Here is a 25058-nt window from a genome sequence, read left to right on the forward strand (position 1 = left end):
GGCGGCGGATCGATTCTGTGAGGGCCGGCCCTCTCCCCGGGCCCCTCTCGCACAAGCAGGAGAGGGGCGCCAGGCGGTCAGCGGCCCTTGAATGCGGGCTTGCGCTTTTCCAGGAACGCCGCCACGCCTTCCTTGAAGTCCTCGCTCTTCGAGGCGCGCGACTGCAGCGTGGCTTCTCGTTCGAGTTGCGCCGGCAGGTCGCTCTCCAGGCTGGCGTTGAGTGCTTCCTTGATCAGGCCGTAGGCAAAGGTGGGCATCTGCGCCAGGTGGGCGGCCAGCTTGGCCGTCTCGGCCGGCAGGGCGTCGTCCTCATGCACCTGCCACACCAGGCCGATGCGATGCGCTTGCTCCGCATCGATCTTCTCGGCCAGGATCGCCAGTGCGCGCGCCCGCATCTCGCCCGCGTAGCGGGGAAGGAAGTACGTGCTGCCGGCATCCGGCACCAGCCCGATCTTGGAGAACGCCTGCAGGAACGATGCCGAGCGCGCGGCCAGCACCACGTCGCCGGCCAGCGCCAGGCTCATGCCGGCGCCGGCCGCCACGCCGTTGACCGAGGTGATGACAGGCTTGGGCATATTGCGCAGCGCCAGGATGATCGGGTGATAGCGCTCGCGCAGCAGCGTGCCCGAATCCTGCAGCCCGGGCTCACGCCCGGCCAGGTCGGCGCCCGCGCAAAAGCCGCGGCCATTGGCGGTCAGCACCACCGCGCGCACCGCCTCGTCCTGCGCGGCGCGCTCGACGGCGGCGCGCAGCTCGAGCATCAGCGCGCTGTTGAGGGCGTTGAGCACGTCGGGGCGGTTCAGGGTGATGGTGGCCACGCCCTCGGCGGCGTGATAGAGCACGGGTGAAGTCATAGGTGTCTCCTTGTCGTAGGTGTTCTGATGCACAAATGCACAAATGCGCGAATGCTTGAGCGTGTGGAGCGCCGCGCGGCTCAGGCCGCCTTGCCAGGCGCCTTGGGCGGATGCAGTGCGTCGGCCGACGCGTCGCCCAGCTTGCTGCCACCATCGCAGTCGACGATGGTGCCGGTGATATAGCGAGCGTTGTCGGTGGACAGGAACAGCGCGGTATTGGCGATATCGTCCTTGTCGCCGTAGTCGCGCAGCGCCAGACGTGCCTTGAAGCGCGCCTCCATTTCCGGGGTGGGCGCGAGCCGCGCCATGCCCTCGGTGCCGGCGATGGGACCGGGCGAGATAGCGTTGACGCGCACGCCGGCCGGGCCCCATTCCATGGCCAGGCATTTCACCAGCATGTTGATGCCGGCCTTGGCGGCGCATACGTGGGCCTGGAACATCATCGCGTTGACCGCCTGCGGCGCGGTGATGGCGATCAGCGAGGCGCCCGGCGCATTGAGAAAAGCAAAGCAGGCGCGGAAGACATTGAAGGTGCCGATCAGGTCGATGTCCACCACGGTCTTGAAGCCGTTGGCGGACATGCCGAGCGCCGGCGCCACAAAATTGCCGGCCGCGCCCGAGATCACGATATCGATCGGGCCAAGCTCGTCGCGCGTGCGCGCGAGCGCCGCCTCCACCGCGGCGTAGTCGCGCACATCGGCCGCCATGCCGAATGCACTGCCGCCGGCATCGTTGATGCTGGCCGCCGCCGCGGCGATGCGCTCGGGGTCGCGGCTGACCAGTGCCAGCCTGGCGCCCGCCTTGGCAAAGTGCCGGGCGATGCCCAGGTTGATACCGGACGAGGCGCCGGCGATAAACACGACCTTGCCGGCCAGGACGTCATCTTTGAACGCGTTGGACATGGGTTTCCCTCACCAGGATGGGTTGGATGATGAAAGCGGATGGCCCGGCACGGGAGTCGGGCGGGAAGCTCAGCCGCGCCCGCGCGGGCGCACGGATGGCGGGGGCGCCAGGGACGGCAAATCGGGGAGCAGGATGGCGCGGGCTGGCTCTGGCGATGCCTCGGGCATCGCCACCGGACGGCTGGAACGGATCATGTCTGTCTCCTGGCTTTTGTCTTTTGCCATTTATCTTTTAAGCGGCCTCTGACTTGGGCCTCCGACATCCTACTCCGAAGCCGTGATTCGATCACGCGCGGATCTGGCAATGACGGCGCGCGCGGCGCGCAAAAGAAAAAGCCCGCACCCAAGCCGGCGTGCGGGCTGCCGTCCGCGATGGACGGGCCAGTGTGTCATGAAGCGCGCCCCCGCAGCTTCATGACGAGGTCGATGATGATGCAAAGACGCGTGGCGCGCATTGACCTGGGTCAAGCGCGCTGCAGCATGCCGGGCTCAGGCCAGCAGCGCCGTCACCAGGTCCTTGCTGCGGGCGGCGGGCACCTGCTCGAAATGCAGCGCCGCCTCGACGTGGTTCAGGTGCTCCACCATCAGCGTCACCGCGCGCTCGGTGTCGCCCGCGCGGGCGGCCTCGATGAAGTCGCGATGCTCGTCCGAGGAGCAGGCGGCGTCGCGGCGGGATTGGTAGAGCATGGTGATCACCGCGCTGCGCAACGACAACTCCTGCAGCATGCCGGTCAGCACGCCATTGCCCACCACGTCCGCCAGCATGATGTGGAAATCGCTGAGCAGGCGGGTGCGCACATGCGCATCGCTGCCGCCCAGCGCTTTTTTCTCGGCGACGAGGTGCCGGTCGATGCGCTTGTAGTCGGCGGCGGTGGCGCGCGCCACGAATTCACGCGCCAGCGCCGCCTCCAGGATACGGCGCACCGCAAACACTTCGCGCGCCTCCTCGGCGCTGGGCTTGGCCACGAAGGCGCCCTTGTCCGGCACGATCTGGATGAGCTTGTCCTTGGACAGCATCAGCAGCGCGGCGCGCACCTTGGTGCGGCTGACGCGGTAGACGCTGGCCAGGGCCTCTTCGCGCAGCTTGGTGCCAGGCGGCAGGCGGTGCGAGACGATCGCCGCGACGATGTCTTCGGCGATCGCTTCGGCGGTCATGGCAGGGTCGATATGCTCAGGCATGGTTGCGCACTTGCGCAGCGTCTCGGTAGGAGGAATCCCGAGATTCTAGCGCCCCGCGGCCGTGCCGGGCAGCGGGGATGCCCCGGGGGTGGCCAGGGCGGCCTCGTGCGGCGCCGGGGCAAAGCCCGCGTCAAGGTCGCTGGCGTCGACCCTGCCGTTGAGCACGTCGTGGGCGCGCGTGCGGTCGATATCCTTTTCCCAGGCGGCGACCACGACGGTGGCGACGCAGTTGCCGATCAGGTTGCCGACCGCGCGGGCAATGCCGATGAACCAATCCACAGACAGCACCAGCACCAGCCCGATGGCGGGAATGGCCGGATGCGCCGACAGCGTGGCCGCCAGGATCACGATGGCCGAGCCGGGGATGCCGTGCGCGCCCTTGGAGGTGACCAGCGCCACCGCCAGGATGCCGAGCAGGTCGCCCAGCGCCAGCGGCGTATTGGTGGCCTGGGCGATGAACACGGCAGCCAGCGTCAGGTAGATCGAAAAGGCATCCAGGTTGAAAGAGTAGCCCGTGGGGATCACCAGGCCCACCACCGATTTCTTGATGCCGAGGAATTCCAGCTTCTTCATCACCTGCGGCAGCACGCTGTCGGACGATGCGGTGCCCAGCACCACCAGCAGTTCGGCGCGCAGGTAGCGGATCAGCTTGAAGACGGAAAAGCCGCACAGGCGCATCACCGTGCCCAGCACCACCATCACGAACAAGGCCACCGCGCCGTAGAAGACCAGCACCAGGTAGCCCAGCTGCTTGAGCGAGCCGATGCCGTACTTGCCCACGGTGAAGGCCACCGCGCCCAGCACGCCCAGCGGCGCCAGCTTGATGATGAAGCCCATCATCTTGAACAGCGTATGCGAGAAGGTATCGATGATTGTCACCAGCGGCTGGCCGCGCTCACCCACCAGCGACAGCGCGCAACCGAACAGGATCGATACCAGCAGCACCTGCAGCACGTCGCCGCTGGCGAACGCGCCCATCACCGTGCTGGGGATCAGCTTGAGCAGGAAGTCCACCATGCCCGCGCTCTTGACCTTCTCGGCGGTGTCCACGTAGGCGGACATGGCCGAGGCGTCGAGCGAGGCCGGGTTCACGTTCATGCCGGTGCCGGGATGGAAGATGTAGGCCAGCGCGATGCCCAGCGCCAGCGCGATGGTGGTGACCACCTCGAAATAGAGCACGGCCTTGATGCCGACCCGGCCCACTTTCTTGAGCTCGCCGGCACCGCAGATGCCCGCCACCACCACGCAGAACACGATCGGGCCGATCAGCATCTTGATCAGCTTGATAAAGGCATCGCCGAGCGGCTTGAGCTTGGCGGCAAATTCGGGGAAAAACAGCCCGAGCGCAGTCCCGAGCACCAGGGCGACAAGGACCTGGCCAAACAGGGATCGGAAAAAGCGAGAGAAGCGGGAGAAGGCGGCTTGCGGGCGGCCGGAATCCGGCCGTTGCTGGACTGCTGGGTGCATCGTTGTCTCCATGCGGACGCGTCCTGGACTTTGGCTGGCGCATCCTGTCATTGCTGCAGGAATTACCGGTTGCCCGCGTGGCGGGACAGCCGGCCTGACGTGCCGTGCGCGTTGCCGGGTGAGGGCTGCGCCGCATCGTGGACTCGCCCTCTTGTTGGAGCGGAATCCACGCAACTCGCTGTCCGGAACGGATTGTCCGCAGCGCATTGTCGGAACGTGGAAGCCAATATAGTGCATATCATTTTTGTATGCAATTTTTGAATTCACTGTGCTACCATGAATCGCACAAAATAGAGCTCTCGCACGAGAGTCACGGCGCACCGGGATGGTCCGGCAGCGCCGGCCCGGCACCCGAGGCACCGCTGGCGCGGGGCTTGCATGATCCGGCGCCACCCGCATTCGCGCACTACCAGCAGGAGACACGCATGGCAGCAACCCTCACGCCCGCTACCGAAACCGGGGCGCGCATCATGGCCTGGGCCGATACCCTGGCCGTCCACACCGAGCAGCCCGGCATGCTCACCCGCACCTATCTCACCGAGGCTCACCACGGCGCCGCCGCACAGCTCACCGAGTGGATGCAGGCTGCCGGCATGACGGTGCGCCGCGACGCGGCCGGCAACGTGATCGGCCGCTACGAAGGCACCGCGCCCGATGCGCCCGCGCTGCTCACCGGCTCGCATTTCGACACCGTGCGCGATGGCGGCCGCTATGACGGTAACCTCGGCGTGATCCTCCCGGTTGCCTGCGTGGCGCAGTGGAACCGCCAGGGCAAGCGCTTCCCGTTCGCCATCGAGGTGGTCGGTTTTGCCGAGGAAGAGGGCGTGCGCTTCAAGGCCACGCTGCTGGGCAGCCGCGCCATCGCCGGCACCTTCGACACCAATGTGCTCGACAACGTGGACGACTCGGGCAAGACCATGCGCGAAGTGATGCGCGCGGCAGGTTTCGATCCCGCCGGCCTGCCCGCCGCCGCGCATGCGCGCGAGCAGGTGCTGGCGTTCGTGGAAGTCCATATCGAGCAAGGTCCGGTGCTGCTCAACGAAGGGCTGCCGCTGGGTGTCGTGACCGCGATCTCCGGCGCCACCCGCTTTATCGTGGAGCTCGAAGGGCTGGCTGGCCACGCCGGCACCGTGCCGATGGACATGCGCCGCGACGCCGCCATGGCCGGCGCCGAGATCGGCCTGTTTATCGAGCGCCGCTGCGGCGGCCTGCCGGGCCTGGTCGGCACGATCGGCCAGTTCAACGTGCCTAACGGCGCCGCCAATGTGGTGCCGGGCCGCGCGGTCTTCTCCATCGACATCCGTGCCGGCGAAGACGCCATCCGCCAGGCTGCCGTGAACGACGTGCTGGCGGAAATCGAGCGCGTGTGCGCCCGGCGCAATGTGCGCGTGCAGCTGCGCAAGACCCACGAGGCTGTCAGCGTGCCGTGCGCGCCCTGGCTGCAACAGCAATGGGCGGATGCCATCGCCCGCCAGGGGCTGCCGGTGCGGCACCTGCCTTCCGGCGCCGGCCACGACGCCATGGCCATCGCGGCCATTGCCGATGTCGCGATGCTGTTTGTGCGCTGCGGCAACGGTGGCATCAGCCATCACCCCACCGAGATCATGACCGCGGAGGACGCCGCCAGCGCGGCTGCCGTGTTCAGCGATTTCGTCGAGCATTTCGACAAGCATTCCGCGCGGCAGCCGTAAAGCGCCCGCATCCGCCATCCTGAGAGACTTTTTCGAGAATCAACATGACCGCAAGAGACAACGTGAACCCGCTGCAGACCACGCTCACCAACTACATCGACACCCAGCGTCCCGCGCAGGAAGCCTTCCTCGCCGAACTGGTCAAGGTGCCGTCGGATAACCCGCCGGGCGATTGCGACGCGCACGGCGCGCGCGCCAAGGTGCTGCTCGAAGGCCTGGGCTTCAAGGTCGAAGCGCACAAGGTGCCGGACGAGCTGGTCAAGGCCGCTGGCATGATCAGCGCCACCAACCTGCTGGTGCGCAAGACCTTCGGCACGGGCGGCCCCACCATCGCCATGAACGCCCACGGCGACGTGGTGCCTCCGGGCCTGGGCTGGACCAAGGACCCGTACGGCGGCGAGATCGCCGACAGCGAGCACGGCCCGGTCATGTACGGCCGCGGCGTGGCGGTGTCCAAGTCGGACTTCGCCACCTACACGTACGCCGTGCTGGCGCTGATGGAAGCCGAAAAGCAAGGCGCCAAGCTCAACGGCACGCTGGAACTGCAATTCACGTACGACGAGGAAACCGGCGGCGACATCGGTCCCAAGTTCCTGCTCGACCAGGGCCTGAGCAAGCCCGACTACGCCATCTCGGCTGGCTTCTCCTACGGCATCACCTCGGCCCACAACGGCTGCCTGCACGTGGAAGTGACGGTCAAGGGCAAGCAAGGCCACGCCGCCATGCCGCACACCGGCGTGGACGCGATCGAAGCCGCCACCCACATCCTGCAAGCCATCTATGGCCTGCGTGCCGAGCTGGCCACGCGCAAGTCGAAGACGCTGGGCATCGATACGGCCACGCTGAACGTCGGCCTGATCAAGGGCGGCATCAACACCAACGTCGTGCCTGACCTGGTGACCTTCCGCGTCGACCGCCGCATGATCCCCGAGGAAATCGGCTTCGACGCCGAAGGCGAGCTGCGCGCCGTGGTCGAGAAGGCCGCCAAGGACCGTCCGGGCATCGAGGTCAAGGTCGAGCGCATCATCCTGGCCGAGCCGCTGTCGGAACTGCCGGGCGTGGAAAAGCTGATCGGCGCCCTGAAGGGCCGTGCCGAGGAAGTGTTCGGCGTGGAGATCCCGGTGCAAGGCGTGCCGCTCTACACCGATGCCCGCCACTACACCAAGTACGGCATCCCCACTGTGCTGTACGGCGCCGGCCCGCGCACGCTGATGGAAGCGCGCGGCCACAACTCGGACGAGAACCTGCGCCTGAACGACCTGAACCGTGCCACCAAGGTGGTGGCGCTGGCGCTGTCGGATCTGATCGGTTGATCCGTCATGGTCCCGGGGCCGATATAAGCCCTGGGACTACAAGAGGGGGCAGGCGCTCGCCGCGCCCTCTCGTCAGCCTTGATCGCAAGATCATGCGCTTGACGAATATATGTATCAAAGCAGATCAACCTAAAATTCTTGAAGAGAATTAATCCAGGTGGATCGGCTGTCTGCCGGCTTGGTGCCGGCCAGGTCTTACGGCCTGGCCGCGCGCTCCAGCGGCGGCGTTTCGTCCCCATCTCCCAGCGACCGCTGCATCAGCACCGTATCGATCCACTGCCCGTGCTTGAACCCGACGGACTGCAGCCGGCCGATGGTGCGAAAGCCCACCCGCTCGTGCAAGGCCAGCGAGCCGGCGCCTTCGCCACTGGCGGTGCAGGCCACCACCGCCACCATCTGCCGCCACGGGCCGCTCTCGCAGCGCGACACCAGTGCGGCAAGCAGCGCCAGGCCAAGGCCCTGGCCCCGATAGCGCTCGTCGATATAGACCGAATCCTCAATGGCAAAACGGTAAGCACTGCGCGTGCGGTAGGCGCTGGCGTAGGCATAGCCCAGCACCTCGCCACCGCGTTCGGCCACCAGGTAGGGCAGGCCCTGGCGTTTCACCTCGGCGTGACGCAGGCGGATGTCGTCCACGCCCGGCTCGACTTCTTCGAACGACGCGCGGCCGTGACGCACGTGGTGCGCGTAGATAGCCTGGATGGCGGGGATGTCGGCAGCGGTGGCGTCGCGGATCGACGGGCTGGCGCAGGCCTGGACGGCGGCGGTGGCATTGGCCACCGCCATCGGCGTGGCGGTGGCGGCGCTGAGTGTGGCGAGAGGGGCTTTCATGATGCTGGCGCGGCGAGCGGTCTGGGCGGGTGAACCGGTTCGAGCGCAGTCGATGCCGGAGGAAAAGCGATACGTGGATGAGAGCCGTGTTGCAGCAAGCTGCCCGGCGGTGGCAAGGGCCAGGGCACGCTGCTACCTTAACTTGCGCCGATGCTATAAAGGAAGCTTCGCTGACTTATGCAGCGCATAAGAAATTCTTTGGCATGCGGCATCTCAATCCCGACTTCCTGCAGGCCTTTTCGCTGGTTTGCGATCTCGGCAGCTTTTCGGCGGCGGCCGAGCGCCTCGGCTTGAGCCAGCCGGCCGTCAGCCTGCAGGTGCGCCAGCTGGAGCAGCGCTATGGCCTGCGCCTGCTCGAACGGGTGGGGCGCCATGTGCTGCCCACCACCGCCGGCGAGGACTTGCTGGCGCACGCGCGCGGCGTGGCCGGCGCGCTGGCCGCCGCGGACGACAGCATGGCGCGCCACGCCGGTGGGGTGGTCGGCCGGGTGCGGCTGGGCACCGGCGCCACCGCCTGCATCTACCTGTTGCCAGCCGTGCTGCGCGACCTGCGCCGCGCCATGCCGGCGCTGGAGATCGTGGTCAGCACGGAGAACACCGGCGAGGCGCTCAAAGGGGTGGAGGACAACGCCCTCGATCTGGCCTTCGTGACGTTGCCAGCCTCTGGCCGGATGTTTGACATCACGCCTGTGCTGGAAGACCCGTTCGTGGCCATTGGCCCCGCCGACGATGCGCCGCTGCCCGCTACCGTGACGCCCGCCGACCTGGCCGGCCGGCCGCTGGTGCTGTTCTCGCCCGGTGGCAATACGCGCCGGCTGGTGGACGAGTGGTTCCTGCGCGCCGGCATCAGCGCACGCCCGGTGATGGAGCTCGACAGCGTCGAGGCGATCAAGGAGCTGGTGGGTGCCGGGCTAGGCTATTCGGTGCTGCCGGGCATGGCGCTGCCGCCGGGCCAGCCGCGCGCGCGGATCGCCGTGCGCCCGCTGGCCCCACCGCTGGCGCGCACGCTGGCGCTGGTGCTGCGCCACGACAAGCCGCTGCGCGCCGGGCTGCGTGCCACCGTGGCGGCCCTGCTGCGGCTGGCGCCGGAAAAGCAAAGCCCGGCCTGAGCCGATATGCCACCTCTCGGGGGGCGTGCGGGCGGGCTACGCCGCTTGTATAGTGCGGGTTTCAGCCCCGGCGCCGGGGCATCGGTCGAACCAGGAGTGCCACCATGATCACCATCTATCACAACCCCCGTTGCTCGAAGTCGCGCGAAACCCTTGCGCTGGTCGAGGCAGCCGCTGGCCGGCTGGGCGAGCCCGTGGAGATCGTGGAATACCTTAAGACGCCGCCCACGTTGTCCACGCTCAAGCAGCTCCACACCATGCTGGGCGTGCCGGTGCGCGAGATGGTGCGCGACAACGAAGCGCCTTACAAGGAGCTGGGCCTGGCCGATCCGGGCCTGACCGATGCCGAGGTGCTGGGCGCGGTGGCCGACCACCCCATCCTGCTGCAACGCCCGCTGGTGGTGCGCAACCGCCGCGCCGCCATCGGCCGCCCGCCCGAGAACGTCGCCCCCTTGCTGGCCTGAGCCGGCGCCGGCAAACCTTGGCCCCGGAATAAAACCGGCCCCCACCTAGGTGAGGGCCGGCCCGGTCAGGGAGGCTGAACTGCTTCAGGCGGATCGTCTAAGGAACACCCAGCCAGTGCATGGCCTCCTGGCCGAAAGCGATTGCCGCCAGGACCACCAGCAGGATCACCAGCGTCACCGCGCTCACGTAGACCGTGGCCTTGGCGACGTCGGCGTCGTCCTCCAGGGAATGCAATCGGGTGGACTCGCGCGAGGATGAGGTCACGTGCGGCCAGTGCAACCGGCCGGCCATCTGGCGCAAGTGCAGGTTGGGATGGAAACGCATGGGCGACACCTCCTGGGCTTGGCTCGCGAGGCCTTGCAAGCGGTATATGGCGTGGCGCCGCGGCAGCCCTGAAACGGGGCGAGTTCGGATGCCATATACGTCTTAACTATAGCTGGCGTGGCCCAGGATGCGAGGCCGGCGCAAGGCGCGGGCAATCCGCAGGCCGGCCTGCTCAGGCCGTGGGAGCCGGTGGCGCGCCGTCGCTCTCGGCCAAGGCTTGCGCGGCGGCCAGCGCGGCCTCCCGCGCGCGCAGCGCGGTGAGCATGTTGCAGAACAGCGCGCCTTGCTCCAGCGCATCGTCCAGCGCCACATGGGTGTGCGGCAGCGGGTCCTTCCACTCGGCCGGCAGCGCCGGCTTGACGGTCTTGCGGTAGGGCAGCCCGGTCAAGGCGAAGCCCAGCGTCTTGATGTCGAGCGCGGCCCAGCCAAACGGCGAGCGGCCGGCAAAACGCATCATGTACCAGAACATCCAGGTGAAGTCGAAGCCAGCCGGAAAGGCCACGAAGACCGGCTTGCCAGGCAGGCTTTCCACCCACTCCACGTAGCGCACCATGGCCCGCTCGGGCGGCTCCAGGTCCCGCCGGCAGGCGGCCCAGGCTTCCGGCTGGGTTTGCCACCACTGCATCTGCGCCGGATGCCCGGCCGCGCCCGGCAGCGTTTCCAGGTTGGCCGAGAAGGTGCTCAGCACGGTCTTGTCCGCCAACATCGCGGCGGAGGCGAACGACAGCATGGAGTGCGGCCCGGGGATGGGGCCGTCGGCCTCCACGTCAGTGCTGACATAGATCTCGGGGCGGGTGTCGGGTGCCTGTTGCTTGGCCATGGCCTGCCTTGGGAATGAGGTTCGAGAAAAGCCGGCGGCGGGCATTGGCCCACTAGCCTGCCAGGCCACTAGGCCACATCGATCAGGTGGTCAGCCACGTACGGGTTGTGCTTGCGCTCCTCGCCAAAGGTGGAGACGGGCCCGTGGCCGGGGACGAAGGTGACGTCTTCGCCCAACGGCCACAGATGGGTGCGGATCGAGCGGATCAGGTCAGCGTGGTTGCCGCGCGGAAAGTCGGTGCGGCCGATCGAGCCGGCGAACAACACATCGCCCACGATAGCAAGCCGGTTGGCGCGCGAGAAAAACACCACGTGGCCGGGCGTGTGGCCCGGGCAGTGGTAGACCTCCAGCGTCTCGCTGCCGAACTGCACGGTGTCGCCCGTGTCGAGCCAGCGCTGCGGCTCGAAGATCTCGGCGTGGCCAAAGCCGAAGCGGCGCGTCTGCTCGGGCAATTGCTCGATCCAGAAGCGCTCGTCCTCGTGCGGCCCCTCGATCGGGATCCCAAGCTCGCGCGCGAGCGACGCGGCGCCCGCGCAATGGTCCACATGGCCGTGGGTGAGGAAGATCTTCTCCAGCGTCACGCCGTGCTCCTTGACCGCGGCATGGATGCGGTCAAGGTCGCCGCCGGGATCGGTCACCGCGGCGCGGCCGGTGGTCTCGTCGATCAGCAGCGCGCAGTTCTGCTGGAAGGGCGTCACGGGAATCAAGAGGACTTGCATGGAGCGGAATTCAGGTGGGGGAACGCGGGATATCGCGAAAGCCGCGGAAGACACGGGCGCCTGATGCGCCACAAGGGGCGCAACCGCCGGGACGGCCCGCGATTGGAATCGTCCTCGCATTGTAGCGTCGGGCACACTGGAACGTGCTGCGCCCGGCAGTACGGCCAAGCCATGAAGCCGTGCGAGCATCACACCGTGAAAGCCTTGCCAGGACTGGCATTGCGCCCGACCGCCGCCGAATCGGGTACGGCTTTTGCCGCGTGTTACAGACAATTCGTAACATAATCAAGACCATAGGTGTAACTGCGTGATGCTAGACTCCCGCGATGTCTTGGTTACCCCCCTATTTCTCCCGCCCCGGGCGGATCGTCCGCCTGTGCCTGCACGCCACGTGCGCGCTGGCGCTGGCCGCCTGTGCGATCCCGCCGGCGGATGAAGCGCAGGAGGGCATGCCCACTGCCGCCACCCCGGGAAGTGCCAAGGCTGCCAAGCCGGGTAAGACGGCAAAGGGTGACAAAAACAGCGGCAAGAAGGGCAAGGCCGATGACGCCACCAGGGGCGAGGCGACCGATCATGCCCAGAAGGACAACGGCAACGGCTGGGGCCTGTTCCGCTGGGGCGGCGGCAACGATGCGCTGGGCGAGGGCGTCGGCCAGGGCTCGCTGGAAGGCTTGCGGCCCGATCTGGGCTCCTTTGAGCAGCGCGGCATGGCGTCCTGGTATGGCAGGGGCTTCCATGGCCGCAAGACCGCCAATGGCGAACGCTTCGACATGCGCGCGATGACCGCCGCGCATCCCTCGCTGCCGCTCGACAGCTGGGTGCTGGTGCGCAACCTGCGCAACGGCAAGGTTGCGGTGGTTCGCATCAACGATCGCGGGCCGTATCACAGCAACCGCGTCCTCGATGTCTCCTATGGCGCCGCCAAGCGTCTCGGCTTTACCGAACACGGCTCGACCCAGGTGGAGATCCGGCGCCTGTCGCGCCCCGAGGTGGCAGCGCTGGGGCCACAGATCGCGCCGGGCGATGACGATGCGGGCGATGGCGGCGACGATGCCTCCACCGGTTCCGAGATGGCCGAGAATCCCGCCAAGCCGGTGCGCACGGCCCGCAAGACGCGCAAGCCGGCGACCACCAAGCGCAAGAGCCGCTGAGCCAGGGCGCGGACCATGCAGCCAAGCCAGGTCCGTGACGCCGCCGGCGCCCGCCTCGCGCTTTCCTCCGGCCTACTCCGTGGCTTCGCCGTCCGCACCGTCCGCACCGTCCGCGCCACCCTCGGCGCGCTGGGCCAGCGCCAGCCGGTACAGCGCATCCGTTGGCGCGCCGGTAATGGCGGCGGCAAGCTTGGCAGCCCGCTTGGCCGGCAACTCGGCCAGCAGCAGGCCCAACACCTGCTGGGCGCGGGCGTCGGGCAGGCCGGCATCCGCCGCCGCGGGTGCTGCCCCTTCCACCACCAGCACGAACTCGCCCTTGGCACGCGACGGATCGGCGGCCAGCCAGGCCGGCGCCTCGCTCACGGGCAGCACCTTGATTTCCTCGAACAGCTTGGTCAGCTCACGGCCGATCAGCAGCCGCCGGCCGGGGGGCAGCGCGGCGGCCAGCGCCGCCAGCGTGTCGGCGATGCGGTGCGGCGCCTCATACACCACCCAGGCATGGTCCAGCGTGGCCAGCTTGGCGATGGCATCGGCGCGCGCACGCGCCTTGGCCGGCAGGAAACCGGCAAAGGTGAAGCGGCCGTCACCGCTGTCGAGCATCGCGCCCGCCACCGACAACGCTGCCACCGTCGCGCTTGGGCCGGGCAGCGGCACCACCGCGTGGCCCGCGGCGCGCGCCGCTTCCACCAGCCGCGCGCCCGGATCCGAGATGCCGGGCGTACCCGCATCAGACACATAGGCGATGCGCTCTCCGGCCGCCAGCCGTGCGTTGATGCGCTCGGCCGCTTCGCGCTCGTTGTGCTCGTGCACCGCCAGCAACGGGCGGTGCAGGCCTACACGCGTGAGCAGTTGCCCGGTGTTGCGGGTGTCCTCGCAGGCCACGGCGTCGACCAGGCCGAGCACGTGCAGCGCCCGCAGCGAGAGATCGGCCAGGTTGCCGATCGGGGTGGCCACCACATACAGGGTGCCGGACGGGTAGGACTGGCCGGCCGCCAGGGAGATCCAGTCAGTCATGCTTGAGAACTTCCGTTGAAACCATCATTCAAATCCACGATGTCGCCGACGCAGGCGCGGGGAGCACGGGCCGAGTCCCGCGCGCTGGACTACCTGGAAAGGCAGGGCCTGGCGCTCGTGGTCCGCAATTATCGCTGCAAAGGCGGCGAGATCGACCTGATCATGCGCGCGGCCGACGGCACGCTGGTGTTTGTCGAGGTGCGCCAGCGCGCCAGCCGCGCCTTTGGCGGTGCGGCGGCCAGCGTCACGCCGGCCAAGCAGCGGCGCATCCTGCTGGCGGCGGCGCATTACCTGGCGGCGCAGGCAGGGCAGGGCTTGGAGCCGCGCTGCCGGCTGGATGTGGTCGCGCTGGAGCCGGGCCGCCTCGAATGGATCCGCGACGCGTTCGATGCCGGCGCGGCGCAATGAAGCGGCAGGCAGCCCAGGCGCCTGCGTCATAATGCGCGGTATCTTGCGGCGCATGCCGTATTTGAAAAGCGTTTGAAAACAAGAAGGCCGATCGAGCCATGCATATCGATAGCATCCAGCAGCATTTCTTCGACAGCGCGGAGACCAAGCGCCAGGCCGCCACGGTGATGGCGCCGCACATCGCCGCGGCGATCGAGCGCCTGGTTGGCGCGCTCACCAGCGGCAACAAGATCCTGGCCTGCGGCAACGGCGGTTCCGCCGCCGATGCCCAGCATTTCGCGGCCGACCTGATCGGCCGCTTCGAGCGCGAGCGCCCGGGCCTGGCGGCGATTGCGCTGACCACCGACAGCTCCATCCTCACCGCCATCGGCAATGACTACGATTTCAGCGTGGTGTTCTCCAAGCAGGTGGAAGCGCTCGGCCAGCCGGGCGACGTGCTGCTCGCCATGTCCGCCTCCGGCAACGCCGCCAACGTGATCGCCGCAGTGCTGGCCGCCAAGCAGCGCGACATGAGCGTGGTGGCGCTGACCGGCCAGGGCGGCGGCGAGCTCGCCGGCCTGCTCGACGAATTCGACGTCCACCTGTGCGTGCCCAGCGAGCGCGCGGCGCGCATCCAGGAAGTGCACCTGTTGACCCTGCATTGCCTGTGCGATGGCATCGACGAAGCGCTGCTGGGCGAGGGGTAAGGCCTGTGCCCACCCGAGCCTGCCGCGCGCGGTGCTGCCGCCTTTTGCTATCTCAGCCCATTTTTGCCTCACCGCTTTCAGCAAGGACCGCATGACGACTCTGCCCAACCCGCGTGAATCCCGCGCCGCCCGGCTGACCGGGCACCTGCCGCGCCTGGCCCGCACCGCCACCATGGTGGCGGCCCTGACGGTCGCGGCCACGCAGCTCGCCGGCTGCTTTCCGGTCATCGCCGCCGGCATGGCCAGCGGCGTGACCATGGCCACCGACCGCCGGCCCACCGCTACCCAGACCATCGACCGCGGCCTGCAGCTCGAAGCCGAGAACACGCTGAACTCGCGCTACAACGGCCAGGCCCGCGTGAGCGTGTCGGTCTTCAACCGCAAGGTGCTGCTGACCGGCGAAGCCAAGGACAACCCGGTCAAGCAGCAGATCGAGCAATACGTAAAGGGCCTGCCCAATGCGCGCGAGGTGGTCGACGAGCTCGAGATCATCTCGTCGCCGTCGTTCGTCACCAGGAGCGAGGACACCTTCATCACCAGCAAGGTCAAGACCATGCTGGTCACCGCCGATGGCGTGCCGTCCAACTCGATCAAGATCGTCACCGAGAAGGGCGTCGTCTACCTGCTCGGCGTGGTCACGCCGCCCGAGGGCGAGCGCGCCACCGATGTGGCGCGCAATGCCAGCGGCGTGGTCAAGGTGGTCAAGGCATTCGACTATGTGACCGAAGCCGAGGCGGCCAGGCTCGACGCTGCCTCCACCGGGCGGACCGTGCCGCCAGACGCGGCGCCCGCTACATCTGGTACGCCCGCACCGGTGCAGTCGGCGCCTGCGCAAGCTGCGCCCAACGGCGCTGGCGGCGCCACGACCAGCCCGGTGGCGTCGCCCGTCGCCTCGCCGGTGGCATTGCCGCCCGGCCGTAACCTGCCCTGACCGGCCACGCGCGAAAGGCGGCCCGCCAGGCTCCCGCCTTTCGCGCAGCGCCCGCGCTCACTCCGACCCCGATTCAGCCAACGCTGCCGGCCGCTGCCCGCGCCTGGCAGCAGCCGGCGCAGTTCGATCTGCGGATTTCGCATCACATGCGCGCGCCGCGCTGTGCTAGGGTTGGCACGCCCTCGCGGCGCGACCCCGGAGCGAACACCATGAACCAGACCCCCACACCGGCTGCCCTGACGGCGCTGATGGCGCTAACGGCGCTGACGCTGCTGGCCTTGCCAGCCTGCGCGCGCGCGCAGGCGCCCGACGCCACCGCGCTACAGGCGCGCAATTGGGCCGCCGCCTGCGCCGGTTGCCACGGCCCGGCCGGCCGCGCGCCTGCGGGCAGCGTGGTGCCGGCACTCGCCGGGCGCGACCAGTCCGAGCTGGTCCGCCAGATGCAGGACTTCAAGCAAGGCAAGCGCGAGGCCACCGTGATGCAGCAGATCGCCAAGGGCTACAGCGACCAGCAGATCGAGGCCATCGCGGGCTGGTTCGCCGCCGTGCGCTAACCCTGCAACCCGGCAAGGAGATTTCCAGATGCAACGACGTGAATTTCTCGGCGCGCTAGCCGGCACGGCCATGTTCGGCACGCTCGGCGCGCAGGCCGCGACTCGCAAGGCAAAGGTGGTGGTGGTAGGCGGCGGCTATGGCGGCGCCACCGCCGCGCGCTACCTGCGCGAATGGAGCGCCCAGGGCATCGAGGTCACGCTGGTCGAGCCCAGCGCCAGCTTTGTGTCCTGCCCGCTATCCAACCTGGTGCTCGCCGGCAGCAAGCGCATCGGCGACATCACCTTGTCCTACGATGCGCTGGCAAAGCGCCACGGCGTCAAGGTCGTGCGCGACCATGTCAGCGCGATCGACGCCGCGCGCCGCGAGGTACGCCTGGCAGGTGGCGGCACGCTGGCCTACGACAAGCTGGTGCTCTCACCCGGCGTGGACGTGCTCAGCGCCGAGATCCCGGGCCTTGCCCAGCCCGGCGGCGACCAGATCCTGCACGCCTGGAAGGCCGGGCCGCAAACGGTGGGCCTGCGCCGCCAGCTCGAGGCCATGCGCGACGGCGGCACCTTCGCCATCAGCATTCCGCTGGCGCCGTATCGCTGCCCGCCCGGCCCCTATGAGCGCGCCTGCCTGGTCGCGGACTACTTCACACGGGCCAAGCCGCGCAGCAAGGTGCTGATCCTTGACGCCAATCCCGACGTCACCTCCAAGGCAGCACTGTTCAAGCAGGTCTGGGCCACGCGCTACAAGGGCATGGTCGAGTACCGGCCGCAGTACAACGCCGTCGATGTGGACCCTGTCACCCGCACGCTCAAGTTCGAGGTGCAGGACGACGAGCGCGCCGACGTGCTCAACCTGCTGCCGCCGCAGCGGGCCGGGGCCATCGCCGTTGCAAGCGGGCTGGCCACCGCCAACGGCCGCTGGTGCGAGGTCGATTTCCTCACCTTCGAATCCAAGGCCGCGCCCAATATCCACGTGCTGGGCGATGCCATCCAGATTGCGCCGCTGATGCCCAAATCGGGCCATATGGCCAACCAGCATGGCAAGGTGGCCGCCGCTGCCATCGTGTCGCTGCTAGCGGGCCACGCGCCCAATCCCGAGCCGCTGTACAACAACACCTGCTACAGCTTCACCTCAGAGCGCGAAGCCATCCATATCGCCAGCGTGCATCGCTACGATGCCGCGCAGAAGACCATGGTCACGGTGCCCGGGTCGGGCGGGCTATCCGCGGCGCCCAACGCGCTGGAAGGCACCTATGCGCAGGCGTGGGCGGATGCCATCTGGGCCGACATGCTGGGCTGAAGGCAGCCCGCGGCAGTCCAAGGCAGTCACGGCGCGCACCGGCAACGGTGCGCTTTGCTTATGCCCTCGAGGTTGCAGCGCAGCCTGAATCTGGAAGCACTGCACAAAGGGGTAAACACTATATGCGCAATTACGCATATACGAATATATTGAACGGCATGGATGAGATGGATCGCGTGTTCGAGAAAGTGTCGGGGTATTTCAGCCTGCTGGCAGAGCCCACCAGGCTGAAGATCCTGCACGCCCTGTGCGATGGCGAGAAGCCGGTGGGCACCGTGGTGGATACGGTGGGATCGTCGCAGACCAATGTGTCGCGCCATCTCACCGCGATGTACCGCGCGGGCGTGCTGTCGCGCCGCAAGGAGGCCAACCTCGTGTTCTACGCCATCGAGGACGAGAGCGTGATCGAGCTGTGCCGCACGGTCTGCGTGCAGGTCGCCAGCCGGCTGGAAGACAACGCTTTGCCAGCAAGCATGGTCGATCGCTTCATGCCGCAGGCCACCCCGGCACCGCGCCGGCGCAGCCGCTGAGCAATGCGCCGGGCGCCAGGGCAGCAGCGCTCGCACCAAGGTTCGACGGCAGCCGTCCGTTTGCGCGGGCGCTGACCCACAACAGGCTCGCCGACGGCGCCGCTGGCGCCGCACGCGCGAGCCGGAGGAGACCGCAGTGCCGGAACAGAGCCGCCCCGGGCGCATCGTGCGTGCGCCGGAGCATTTCGTCAGCGCCTCGCTGCAGCAAGACATCACGCAGCATGGCGTAGGTGCGTCCGACAGCCCTCGCCGCGACTTCCTGCGCAAGAGCTTCCTGGGCGCCGCAGCCGCGCTGGCCGCTGGCGTCGCCAGCCGGGCCCGCGCAGCGGATGGCGCTGCCGGTGACGACGCCATCCTCACCCCGCAACCCTGGGCCACCACGCTCGGCCAGCCGGTTGCCGCGCATCCCTACGGCCAGCCGTCATCGTTCGAGAAAAATCTGGTGCGCCGCGAGTCGCCGGGCCTGACCCGGGTATCGGCGGCCTCGGTCTCTTTTGCCCCGCTGCAAGGCTTCTTCGGCATCATCACGCCCAACGGCCTGCACTTCGAGCGCCATCATCAAGGCTGGCAGGACATCGATCCGGCCCGCCACCGCCTGATGATCAACGGCCTGGTGAAGGCGCCACGCGTCTACACCATGGACGACCTGATGCGCCTGCCCGCGGTGTCGCGCATGCACTTCATCGAGTGCGGCGCCAATACCGGCATGGAATGGGGCAACGTGGCGGTGCCCACGGTGCAATACACCCACGGCATGCTGTCGTGCTGCGAGTTCACCGGCGTGCCGCTCAAGGTCCTGCTCGACGATGCCGGCGCGGACTTCAAGCGCGGGCGCTATCTGCTGGCCGAGGGCGGCGACGGTTCAGGCATGACCCGCACCATCCCGATGGCGCTGGCCGACGAGATCATCGTCGCCTGGGGCATGAACGGCGAGATGCTGCGCCCCGAAAACGGCTACCCGCTGCGGCTGGTGGTGCCCGGCGTGCAGGGCGTGTCATGGGTCAAGTGGCTGCGCCGGCTGGAGCTCGGCGACCAGCCGTGGAACACCAAGGACGAGACCGTGCACTACGTGGACATGATGCCCGACGGCATGCTGCGCCAGTACACCTCGATCCAGGAGTGCAAGTCCGTCATCACCACCCCCTCCGGCGGGCAGCAGCTGGTGGGGCGCGGCTTCTACAACATCAGCGGCCTGGCGTGGTCCGGGCGCGGGCGCGTGAAGCGCGTCGATGTCTCGGTCGACGGCGGGCGCAACTGGCGCACCGCAAGGCTGGAAACGCCGGTGCTGTCCAAATGCCTGACGCGCTTCAACCTGGACTGGGTGTGGGACGGCTCCCCCGCCATCCTGCAGAGCCGCGCCATCGACGAGACCGGCTATGTACAGCCACGCCTGGCGCAACTGCGCGCGGTGCGGGGTGCGCGCTCGATCTATCACAACAACGCCATCCAGAGCTGGCAGGTGGCCGATGGCGGCGAGGTATCCAATGTCCACGTTGACTAGCGCCGGGCGCGCGGCACTGATCGCCATCGCCGCCGCGCTGTGCGGGCAAGCGGCGATGGCCGCCGCGCCGGACGCCAGCGCGCGTGCGGCGCTCGGCCGCACTGCCACGCCGGCCGAGGTCAAGGCCTGGGATATCGATGTGCGGCCCGATTTCCAGGGCCTGCCCAAGGGCAGCGGCACAGTGTCGCAGGGACAAAAAATCTGGGACGGCAAATGCGCCTCCTGCCATGGCGACTTCGGTGAGTCCAACGAGGTGTTCTCGCCCATCGTCGGCGGCACCAGCGCCGAGGATATCCAGCGTGGCCGGGTGGCCTCGCTGACCGGCAACCAGCCGTACCGCACCACGCTGATGAAGGTCAGCACGGTCAGCACCCTGTGGGACTACATCCACCGTGCGATGCCATGGAACGCGCCCCGGAGCTTGTCCGCCGACGACGTCTACGCAGTCACGGCCTACCTGCTCAACCTGGGCGATATCGTGCCGGCGGACTTCACGCTGTCGGATGGCAATATCGCCGAAGTGCAGCAAAAAATGCCGAACCGCAATGGCATGACCCTGCAGCACGGCCTGTGGCCCGGGCGGGGCCAGGCGGATACGCGCAATACGGCGTGCATGAAGGATTGCACGCCCACGGTCAAGATCGTGTCGACCATGCCGGCCTATGCCCGCGATGCCCACGGCGACCTGGCGGCGCAACAGCGCACCGTGGGGCCCACGCGCGGCTGGGCTGCCGGCGCCAGCGCACCCGCGGCCACAATCTCGGCCACACCTGGCGAGACGGCGGGTGCGAAACTGGCTAGCCAGTACCAGTGCATGGCCTGCCACGCCACCGATCGCAAGCTGGTCGGCCCGAGCTTTGCCGAGGTCGCGCGCAAGTACAAGGGGCAGGATGCACAGGACGCGCTCGCCCACAAGATCCGGGCAGGCGGGCAGGGCGCCTGGGGCAGCATGCCGATGCCGCCCCAGGCACAGATTCCCGATTCCGACCTGCGCACCGTGGTGGGGTGGATTCTTGAGGCAAAATAGCGGACTGGCCGCCCCGTGGCGCGGCCAGCGCGCCGCCGCGCCGGCCGTGCCGACAGGCAACACTGGCAGCGAGCGGGCTTTTCGCCGTCCCCACGGCTCTTCAAAGTTCGGAGCATATCCATGAAGCAGTTTGTCATCGCAACGCTGATGCTGGCTTGCGCCGCCTCGGCCAACGCTGCAGTCGATGCCGCCAAGGCCCAGGAAATCGCCAACAAGAACGCCTGCATGGGCTGCCACCAGGTCGACAAGAAGCTGGTTGGCCCGGCCTACAAGGACGTGGCGGCCAAGTACAAGGGCGACAAGAACGCGCTGGCAACGCTGACCAAGAAGGTCAAGAGCGGCGGTGCTGGCGTCTGGGGCCCGGTGCCGATGCCCGCCAATGCCGCGTTGAGCGACGCCGACCTGAAGACGGTCGTGGAGTGGGTGCTGGCAGGCGCCCCGGCCAAGTAAGCACGCCAGGGCAAGCCCTGCCCGGACCGGTTACGGCTTCGGGACCAAAGGGGCGCCGACGGCGCCCCTGTGCGAGGGCGGCAATGCACCGCCCGCTGCGGCGCGAAAAATGCGCGGCAGGCCAACAGAAAACCAAGCCGGAACGGAAAACGCAGGAGAAGAGGAAACAATGCATTCAAAACGACGAGACGTATTGCGGGTCACCTCCATGCTCGCACTGATGGCCGCCACCGGCCTGATCAGCAAGGCGCAGGCGGCGGAGTGGAACAAGACCGCCTTCGACGGCAAGAGCGTGGCCGACGTCATCAAGGCATTTGGCGGCAGCGGCACCGAGAAGAGCACCGCCATTGTCTTTACCGCCCCCGACATCGCCGAGAACGGCGCCGTGGTGCCGGTCGCCGTGACCAGCAACATCCCTGGCACCGAGCAGATCGCCATCCTGGTGGAAAAGAACCCCAACACGCTGGCAGCGGATTTCATCATCCCGGCCGGCACCGAGCCCTTCGTCTCCACGCGGGTGAAGATGGGCCAGACCTCGATGGTGTACGCCGCCGTCAAGGCCGGCGGCAAATGGTACGTGGCGTCCAAGGAAATCAAGGTGACGCTGGGTGGCTGCGGCGGCTGAGCCACGCGCTCATTCATCCAGGCGGGTTTCCCGCCCCACCATTACCTGAAAGAGGAAAGAACATGGCAGACCCGATGCGCGTACGTGCCGCCGAGAGCGGCGGTGTGGTCGACGTCAAGATCCTGATGAAGCACGACATGGAAACCGGCCAGCGCAAGGATGCGTCCGGCAAGACCATTCCCGCCTGGCATATCCAGAGCGTGACGGCCCAGTGCAAAGGCAAGGACGTATTCCAGGCGCAGTTCGGCCCGGCGGTATCCAAGGATCCCTTCCTGAACTTCAAGTTCAAGGGCGGCGCCAAGGGCGACAAGGTCACGGTGACCTGGGTCGACAACCGCGGCGACAAGCGGACCGACGAAGCGACCATTTCCTGATCCGGCCTGCTCCGGTGAAGTGATGGGCAGGTACCGGCCTGAGCGAGCGGACGGCTGCATCCTCTGCTATGGTTCAGGTCGAATGTCGGGCCCGGGCCGGCGCATGGTGCGCGCGGGGGCGCGACCGGAAGGATAGCAATCATGCGGCGAGCATTTATTCGAGCAACGGCGGCGCTGGCGGCGATCGGCCTGGCCGCCAAGGCGGCGGCGCAAGCGGCGCCGGCGGCTGCCGGCAAGGGCGGGCGCGTCAAGGTGGTCTACCAGCTGTCCGAAGGCACGGACCAGGCGGTGCGCGCCATGGCCAACCTGCGCAACCACCTGAACGCCGCGCCGGATACCAAGATCGTGGTGGTGGCGTTTGGCTACGGCGTGGACTTCATCGTGGAAGGCGCGCGTGACGCGCGCGGCAACACCTTCGAGGCCGCAGTGGGCGCGCTGGCCAGTTCCGGCGTCGAGTTCCGCGTTTGCCGCAATACGCTCATGGCGCGCAAGATTCCCGAGTCCAGCCTGCTGATGGAAGCCAAGGTGGTACAGGCTGGCGTGGTGGAAGTGGCCAAACTGCAGTTCGATGAGGGCTATGCCTACATCAAGCCGTAAATACGCAAGCCGTAAATACAGGTTGTAAGCAGACAGGTTGTAAGCAGCACCCGCGCAAGAGCCGGCCCGCACCGGGCGCCGATAACGGGAAGACAAGCCATAAGATGGGCCCGCACGGCCTGGCGCCACACGGCGGCAGGCTCCCGAGGCCCCGAGGAGAAGCCCCATGAAAACGATCAGACGCCGCCACACCGGCGCCGCGCTGGCGCTGGCCGGCACCGTGGCGCTCGCCGCCGCGGCGGTGCACGCCCAGGGCAGCACCGCCGAGGAAATCGCCAAGTACCGGCAGATGCTCGCCGAGGGCAACCCCGCGGAACTGTGGGAGGCCGCCGGCGAAGAACTCTGGAAAAAACCCGCCGGCCCCAAGAACGCCTCGCTCGAACAATGCGACCTGGGCAAGGGCCCCGGCGTGACCAAGGGTGCCTACGCCGAGCTGCCGCGCCTGTTCAAGGACACCGGGCGCGTAATGGACCTGGAGCAACGCCTGGCCTACTGCCGCGTGACGCTGCAGGGCCTGACCCAGGAAGAGGCCCTGAAGAATCCCTTCGCCTCCACTGGCAAGCCATCCGACATCGAGCGCCTGGTGGCCTTCGTGGCCGGCGAGTCGCGCGGCGTCAAGATGAACGTGGAGCTGAACCATCCCGAAGAAAAGCGCGTGTACGCCCTCGGCCAGAAGATGTTCTTCTACCGTGGCGGCGCCTACGACTTCGCCTGCGCCACCTGCCACGCCGTGGACGGCCAGCGCATCCGCCTGCAAGAATTGCCCAACCTGCTGACCAAGCAAGGCGCGCAAGCCGCCTACACCACGTGGCCCGCCTATCGCGTCTCGCAGGGCGAGGTACGCTCGATGCAGCACCGCCTCTACGACTGCCTGCGCCAGCAGCGCTTTCCCGAACCCGCCTATGGCTCCGACGTGATCACCGCGCTGAGCCTGTTCCTCGCCAGGAACGCGAACGGCGGCACGTATGACGGTCCGGCCATGAAGCGCTGAGCGAAGGGAGAGCAGAGATGAAACAAGCGCATAAATACGCACAAGGCACGCTGGTCGCGTTCGCCATGCTGGCCTGCATGGGTGGCATGGCTCACGCGGAGGACAGCGCCAAGCCGGCCAAGGCCACAAAGCCCGCGAACGTCACCGCCAAGGCCGCCGCCGTCAGCGACGCCGACATGAAGAAGCTGATCGAAAGCTCCTTCACCTCCAAGGGCCCCGCCACGGTCGAAGGCGTGCTCGATCGCGACGCCATGCAGAAGGCTTGCAGCGATTATCCCGACCGCTCCAAGGTGCCGGCCGCAGTGGCCAGGAAGATCGAGGCCGCCGAATTCAAGCAGATCAAGTACCCCACCGACAAGCAATGGCTGGGCGACTGGAAGGAAGGCGAGAAGACCGCCCAGAACGGCCGCGGCATGCAGTTCTCCGACGCAGTCGGCAGCCCCAACGGCGCCAACTGCTACGCCTGCCACCAGATGACCAAGGCCGAGATCTCGTTTGGCAATATCGGCCCGTCGCTGTACCAGTACGGCAAGCTGCGCGGCGACTCCGAGGCGGTGCTCAAGTACACCTGGGGCAAGATCTGGGATTCCAGCGCGTTCTCGGCCTGCTCCAACATGCCGCGCTTCGGGCACAAGGGCATCCTCACCGAGCAGCAGATCCGCGACGTGATGGCGCTGCTGCTGGACCCGGCCTCGCCGGTCAACCAGTAAGGCTGCGCGATGACACCCAGCCGCATGGCAGGCTCCCTCCGGCGCGCGCGCGTGCTGCTGCTTGCCGCACTGGCCTGGAGCCGCGCGGCCACCGCGCTGGAAATAGGCGACACCGTGCGCCTGCCGCCGGTGCAGTTGCTCGACGGCCGGGTCCTGACACCCGCCGACCTGGCTGGCAGGCCGCTGGTGGTGGAAGTCTGGGCATCGTGGTGCCCCTTCTGCGCACTGCAGAACCCGCGCCTGCAAAAACTCTTTGAGAGCACCGGCGGCGCGCGCGGCGGGCTGCAGGTGCTGGCGGTCAGCCTCGACAAGGACCCTCGCGACGCCACCGCCTACATCGCCAAGCACAGCTACACCTTCCCGGCCGCGATGGACACGCCCGCGCTGCGCGCCGCGCTCGGCAAGCGCCGCGGCCTGCCCGAGCTGTACGTGATCGACGCCCACGGCAAGGTCGTGCAGAAGGAGGTCGGCGAGATGCTGGAAGAGGAAGTCGCGGCGCTGGCCAGGTACGCCACGCCAACGCAGAAGTAGCCACATCGGCCAT

At 67.9% G+C, this 25058-nt stretch carries 30 protein-coding genes; 20 read left to right on the forward strand and 10 right to left on the reverse strand.

Going from position 1 to position 25058, the window contains the following annotated elements:
- Positions 1–77 precede the first annotated feature (77 nt).
- The 5 genes from AB4061_RS21790 to AB4061_RS21810 form a co-directional block, all read right to left on the reverse strand.
- Positions 78–854 (reverse strand): enoyl-CoA hydratase-related protein, encoded by a 777-nt coding sequence (locus tag AB4061_RS21790; protein ID WP_441637418.1) that lies wholly within the window; start codon positions 852–854, stop codon positions 78–80.
- An 80-nt stretch (positions 855–934) separates the two neighbouring features.
- A complete protein-coding gene (locus AB4061_RS21795; RefSeq protein ID WP_441637420.1) occupies positions 935–1756 on the reverse strand; it encodes an SDR family oxidoreductase in 822 nt (273 codons plus the stop codon).
- 69 nt (positions 1757–1825) lie between these two features.
- The gene (locus tag AB4061_RS21800) at positions 1826–1951 is read right to left on the reverse strand and encodes a hypothetical protein (protein ID WP_441637422.1); all 126 of its coding nucleotides are present in this window, start codon (positions 1949–1951) and stop codon (positions 1826–1828) included.
- 294 nt (positions 1952–2245) lie between these two features.
- Entirely contained in the window at positions 2246–2935 is a 690-nt protein-coding gene (locus AB4061_RS21805; protein WP_043350559.1) for a GntR family transcriptional regulator, read from the reverse strand.
- Between the two features lie 45 nt (positions 2936–2980).
- Positions 2981–4402, reverse strand: a complete 1422-nt coding sequence (locus AB4061_RS21810) for a C4-dicarboxylate transporter DctA (RefSeq protein WP_441637425.1) — start codon at positions 4400–4402, stop codon at positions 2981–2983.
- Between the two features lie 425 nt (positions 4403–4827).
- On the opposite strand from AB4061_RS21810, the gene AB4061_RS21815 reads away from it, so the two are divergent.
- Together AB4061_RS21815 and AB4061_RS21820 are read left to right on the forward strand one after the other, a co-directional pair.
- Entirely contained in the window at positions 4828–6093 is a 1266-nt protein-coding gene (locus AB4061_RS21815) for an allantoate amidohydrolase (RefSeq protein WP_441637427.1), read from the forward strand.
- Between the two features lie 44 nt (positions 6094–6137).
- Positions 6138–7406, forward strand: a complete 1269-nt coding sequence (locus tag AB4061_RS21820; protein WP_441637429.1) for a M20/M25/M40 family metallo-hydrolase — start codon at positions 6138–6140, stop codon at positions 7404–7406.
- Between the two features lie 195 nt (positions 7407–7601).
- On the opposite strand, the gene AB4061_RS21825 is transcribed toward AB4061_RS21820, so the two are convergent.
- A complete protein-coding gene (locus tag AB4061_RS21825; protein ID WP_441637539.1) occupies positions 7602–8192 on the reverse strand; it encodes a GNAT family N-acetyltransferase in 591 nt (196 codons plus the stop codon).
- Positions 8193–8440: 248 nt separating this feature from the next.
- Between AB4061_RS21825 and AB4061_RS21830 the strand changes: the two genes are divergently transcribed.
- Together AB4061_RS21830 and arsC are read left to right on the forward strand one after the other, a co-directional pair.
- Complete coding sequence (locus AB4061_RS21830; RefSeq protein WP_441637431.1) at positions 8441–9346, forward strand: LysR family transcriptional regulator; 906 nt, start codon at positions 8441–8443, stop codon at positions 9344–9346.
- 104 nt (positions 9347–9450) lie between these two features.
- Entirely contained in the window at positions 9451–9810 is a 360-nt protein-coding gene (gene arsC / locus AB4061_RS21835) for an arsenate reductase (glutaredoxin) (protein ID WP_150993568.1), read from the forward strand.
- Positions 9811–9907: 97 nt separating this feature from the next.
- Here the strand turns inward: arsC and AB4061_RS21840 are convergent, their stop codons facing one another.
- The 3 genes from AB4061_RS21840 to AB4061_RS21850 all read right to left on the reverse strand — a co-directional run bounded on the left by AB4061_RS21840 (position 9908) and on the right by AB4061_RS21850 (position 11674).
- Positions 9908–10135, reverse strand: a complete 228-nt coding sequence (locus AB4061_RS21840; RefSeq protein ID WP_441637434.1) for a hypothetical protein — start codon at positions 10133–10135, stop codon at positions 9908–9910.
- Positions 10136–10307: 172 nt separating this feature from the next.
- Positions 10308–10955, reverse strand: a complete 648-nt coding sequence (locus AB4061_RS21845; RefSeq protein WP_441637436.1) for an exonuclease — start codon at positions 10953–10955, stop codon at positions 10308–10310.
- A gap of 68 nt (positions 10956–11023) precedes the next feature.
- Positions 11024–11674, reverse strand: coding sequence for an MBL fold metallo-hydrolase (locus tag AB4061_RS21850; protein WP_043350529.1), 651 nt, complete (start codon positions 11672–11674; stop codon positions 11024–11026).
- 326 nt (positions 11675–12000) lie between these two features.
- On the opposite strand from AB4061_RS21850, the gene AB4061_RS21855 reads away from it, so the two are divergent.
- Positions 12001–12825 (forward strand): septal ring lytic transglycosylase RlpA family protein, encoded by an 825-nt coding sequence (locus AB4061_RS21855; protein ID WP_441637438.1) that lies wholly within the window; start codon positions 12001–12003, stop codon positions 12823–12825.
- A gap of 72 nt (positions 12826–12897) precedes the next feature.
- Here the strand turns inward: AB4061_RS21855 and rsmI are convergent, their stop codons facing one another.
- Positions 12898–13839, reverse strand: coding sequence for a 16S rRNA (cytidine(1402)-2'-O)-methyltransferase (rsmI, locus tag AB4061_RS21860; RefSeq protein ID WP_441637440.1), 942 nt, complete (start codon positions 13837–13839; stop codon positions 12898–12900).
- A 39-nt stretch (positions 13840–13878) separates the two neighbouring features.
- Between rsmI and AB4061_RS21865 the strand changes: the two genes are divergently transcribed.
- The 15 genes from AB4061_RS21865 (at position 13879) to AB4061_RS21935 (ending at position 25045) form a co-directional block, all read left to right on the forward strand.
- Positions 13879–14247 (forward strand): YraN family protein, encoded by a 369-nt coding sequence (locus AB4061_RS21865; RefSeq protein ID WP_441637541.1) that lies wholly within the window; start codon positions 13879–13881, stop codon positions 14245–14247.
- A 98-nt stretch (positions 14248–14345) separates the two neighbouring features.
- Complete coding sequence (locus AB4061_RS21870) at positions 14346–14933, forward strand: phosphoheptose isomerase (protein ID WP_043350515.1); 588 nt, start codon at positions 14346–14348, stop codon at positions 14931–14933.
- Positions 14934–15024: 91 nt separating this feature from the next.
- Positions 15025–15864, forward strand: a complete 840-nt coding sequence (locus AB4061_RS21875) for a BON domain-containing protein (RefSeq protein WP_441637442.1) — start codon at positions 15025–15027, stop codon at positions 15862–15864.
- A gap of 209 nt (positions 15865–16073) precedes the next feature.
- Complete coding sequence (locus tag AB4061_RS21880) at positions 16074–16418, forward strand: c-type cytochrome (RefSeq protein WP_441637444.1); 345 nt, start codon at positions 16074–16076, stop codon at positions 16416–16418.
- A gap of 28 nt (positions 16419–16446) precedes the next feature.
- Positions 16447–17709, forward strand: coding sequence for an FCSD flavin-binding domain-containing protein (locus AB4061_RS21885; protein WP_441637446.1), 1263 nt, complete (start codon positions 16447–16449; stop codon positions 17707–17709).
- 122 nt (positions 17710–17831) lie between these two features.
- Positions 17832–18239 carry an ArsR/SmtB family transcription factor gene (locus AB4061_RS21890; RefSeq protein WP_441637448.1) on the forward strand — a complete coding sequence of 136 codons (408 nt, stop codon included), beginning with the start codon at positions 17832–17834 and terminating at the stop codon, positions 18237–18239.
- A gap of 136 nt (positions 18240–18375) precedes the next feature.
- Positions 18376–19740, forward strand: coding sequence for a sulfite dehydrogenase (gene soxC, locus AB4061_RS21895; protein ID WP_441637450.1), 1365 nt, complete (start codon positions 18376–18378; stop codon positions 19738–19740).
- Positions 19724–20767 carry a c-type cytochrome gene (locus AB4061_RS21900; protein ID WP_441637452.1) on the forward strand — a complete coding sequence of 348 codons (1044 nt, stop codon included), beginning with the start codon at positions 19724–19726 and terminating at the stop codon, positions 20765–20767. Before soxC ends, AB4061_RS21900 begins: the two co-directional genes overlap by 17 nt.
- 120 nt (positions 20768–20887) lie before the next feature.
- Positions 20888–21217, forward strand: a complete 330-nt coding sequence (locus AB4061_RS21905) for a c-type cytochrome (protein WP_150991213.1) — start codon at positions 20888–20890, stop codon at positions 21215–21217.
- Positions 21218–21386: 169 nt separating this feature from the next.
- Positions 21387–21842: a thiosulfate oxidation carrier protein SoxY gene (soxY, locus tag AB4061_RS21910; RefSeq protein WP_441637455.1), complete on the forward strand. Its 456-nt coding sequence runs from the start codon at positions 21387–21389 to the stop codon at positions 21840–21842.
- Positions 21843–21904: 62 nt separating this feature from the next.
- Positions 21905–22216, forward strand: coding sequence for a thiosulfate oxidation carrier complex protein SoxZ (soxZ, locus tag AB4061_RS21915; protein WP_441637457.1), 312 nt, complete (start codon positions 21905–21907; stop codon positions 22214–22216).
- A gap of 141 nt (positions 22217–22357) precedes the next feature.
- Entirely contained in the window at positions 22358–22813 is a 456-nt protein-coding gene (locus AB4061_RS21920) for a DsrE family protein (protein ID WP_174425843.1), read from the forward strand.
- A 166-nt stretch (positions 22814–22979) separates the two neighbouring features.
- On the forward strand, positions 22980–23804 hold the full coding sequence (gene soxA / locus AB4061_RS21925) for a sulfur oxidation c-type cytochrome SoxA (protein WP_183034016.1): 825 nt from the start codon (positions 22980–22982) through the stop codon (positions 23802–23804).
- 17 nt (positions 23805–23821) lie between these two features.
- On the forward strand, positions 23822–24514 hold the full coding sequence (soxX, locus tag AB4061_RS21930) for a sulfur oxidation c-type cytochrome SoxX (RefSeq protein WP_441637460.1): 693 nt from the start codon (positions 23822–23824) through the stop codon (positions 24512–24514).
- 9 nt (positions 24515–24523) lie between these two features.
- Positions 24524–25045, forward strand: coding sequence for a TlpA family protein disulfide reductase (locus AB4061_RS21935; protein ID WP_441637462.1), 522 nt, complete (start codon positions 24524–24526; stop codon positions 25043–25045).
- Positions 25046–25058 lie beyond the last annotated feature (13 nt).

This window comes from Cupriavidus sp. YAF13 (genome assembly GCF_052113425.1).
Taxonomy (GTDB): domain Bacteria; phylum Pseudomonadota; class Gammaproteobacteria; order Burkholderiales; family Burkholderiaceae; genus Cupriavidus.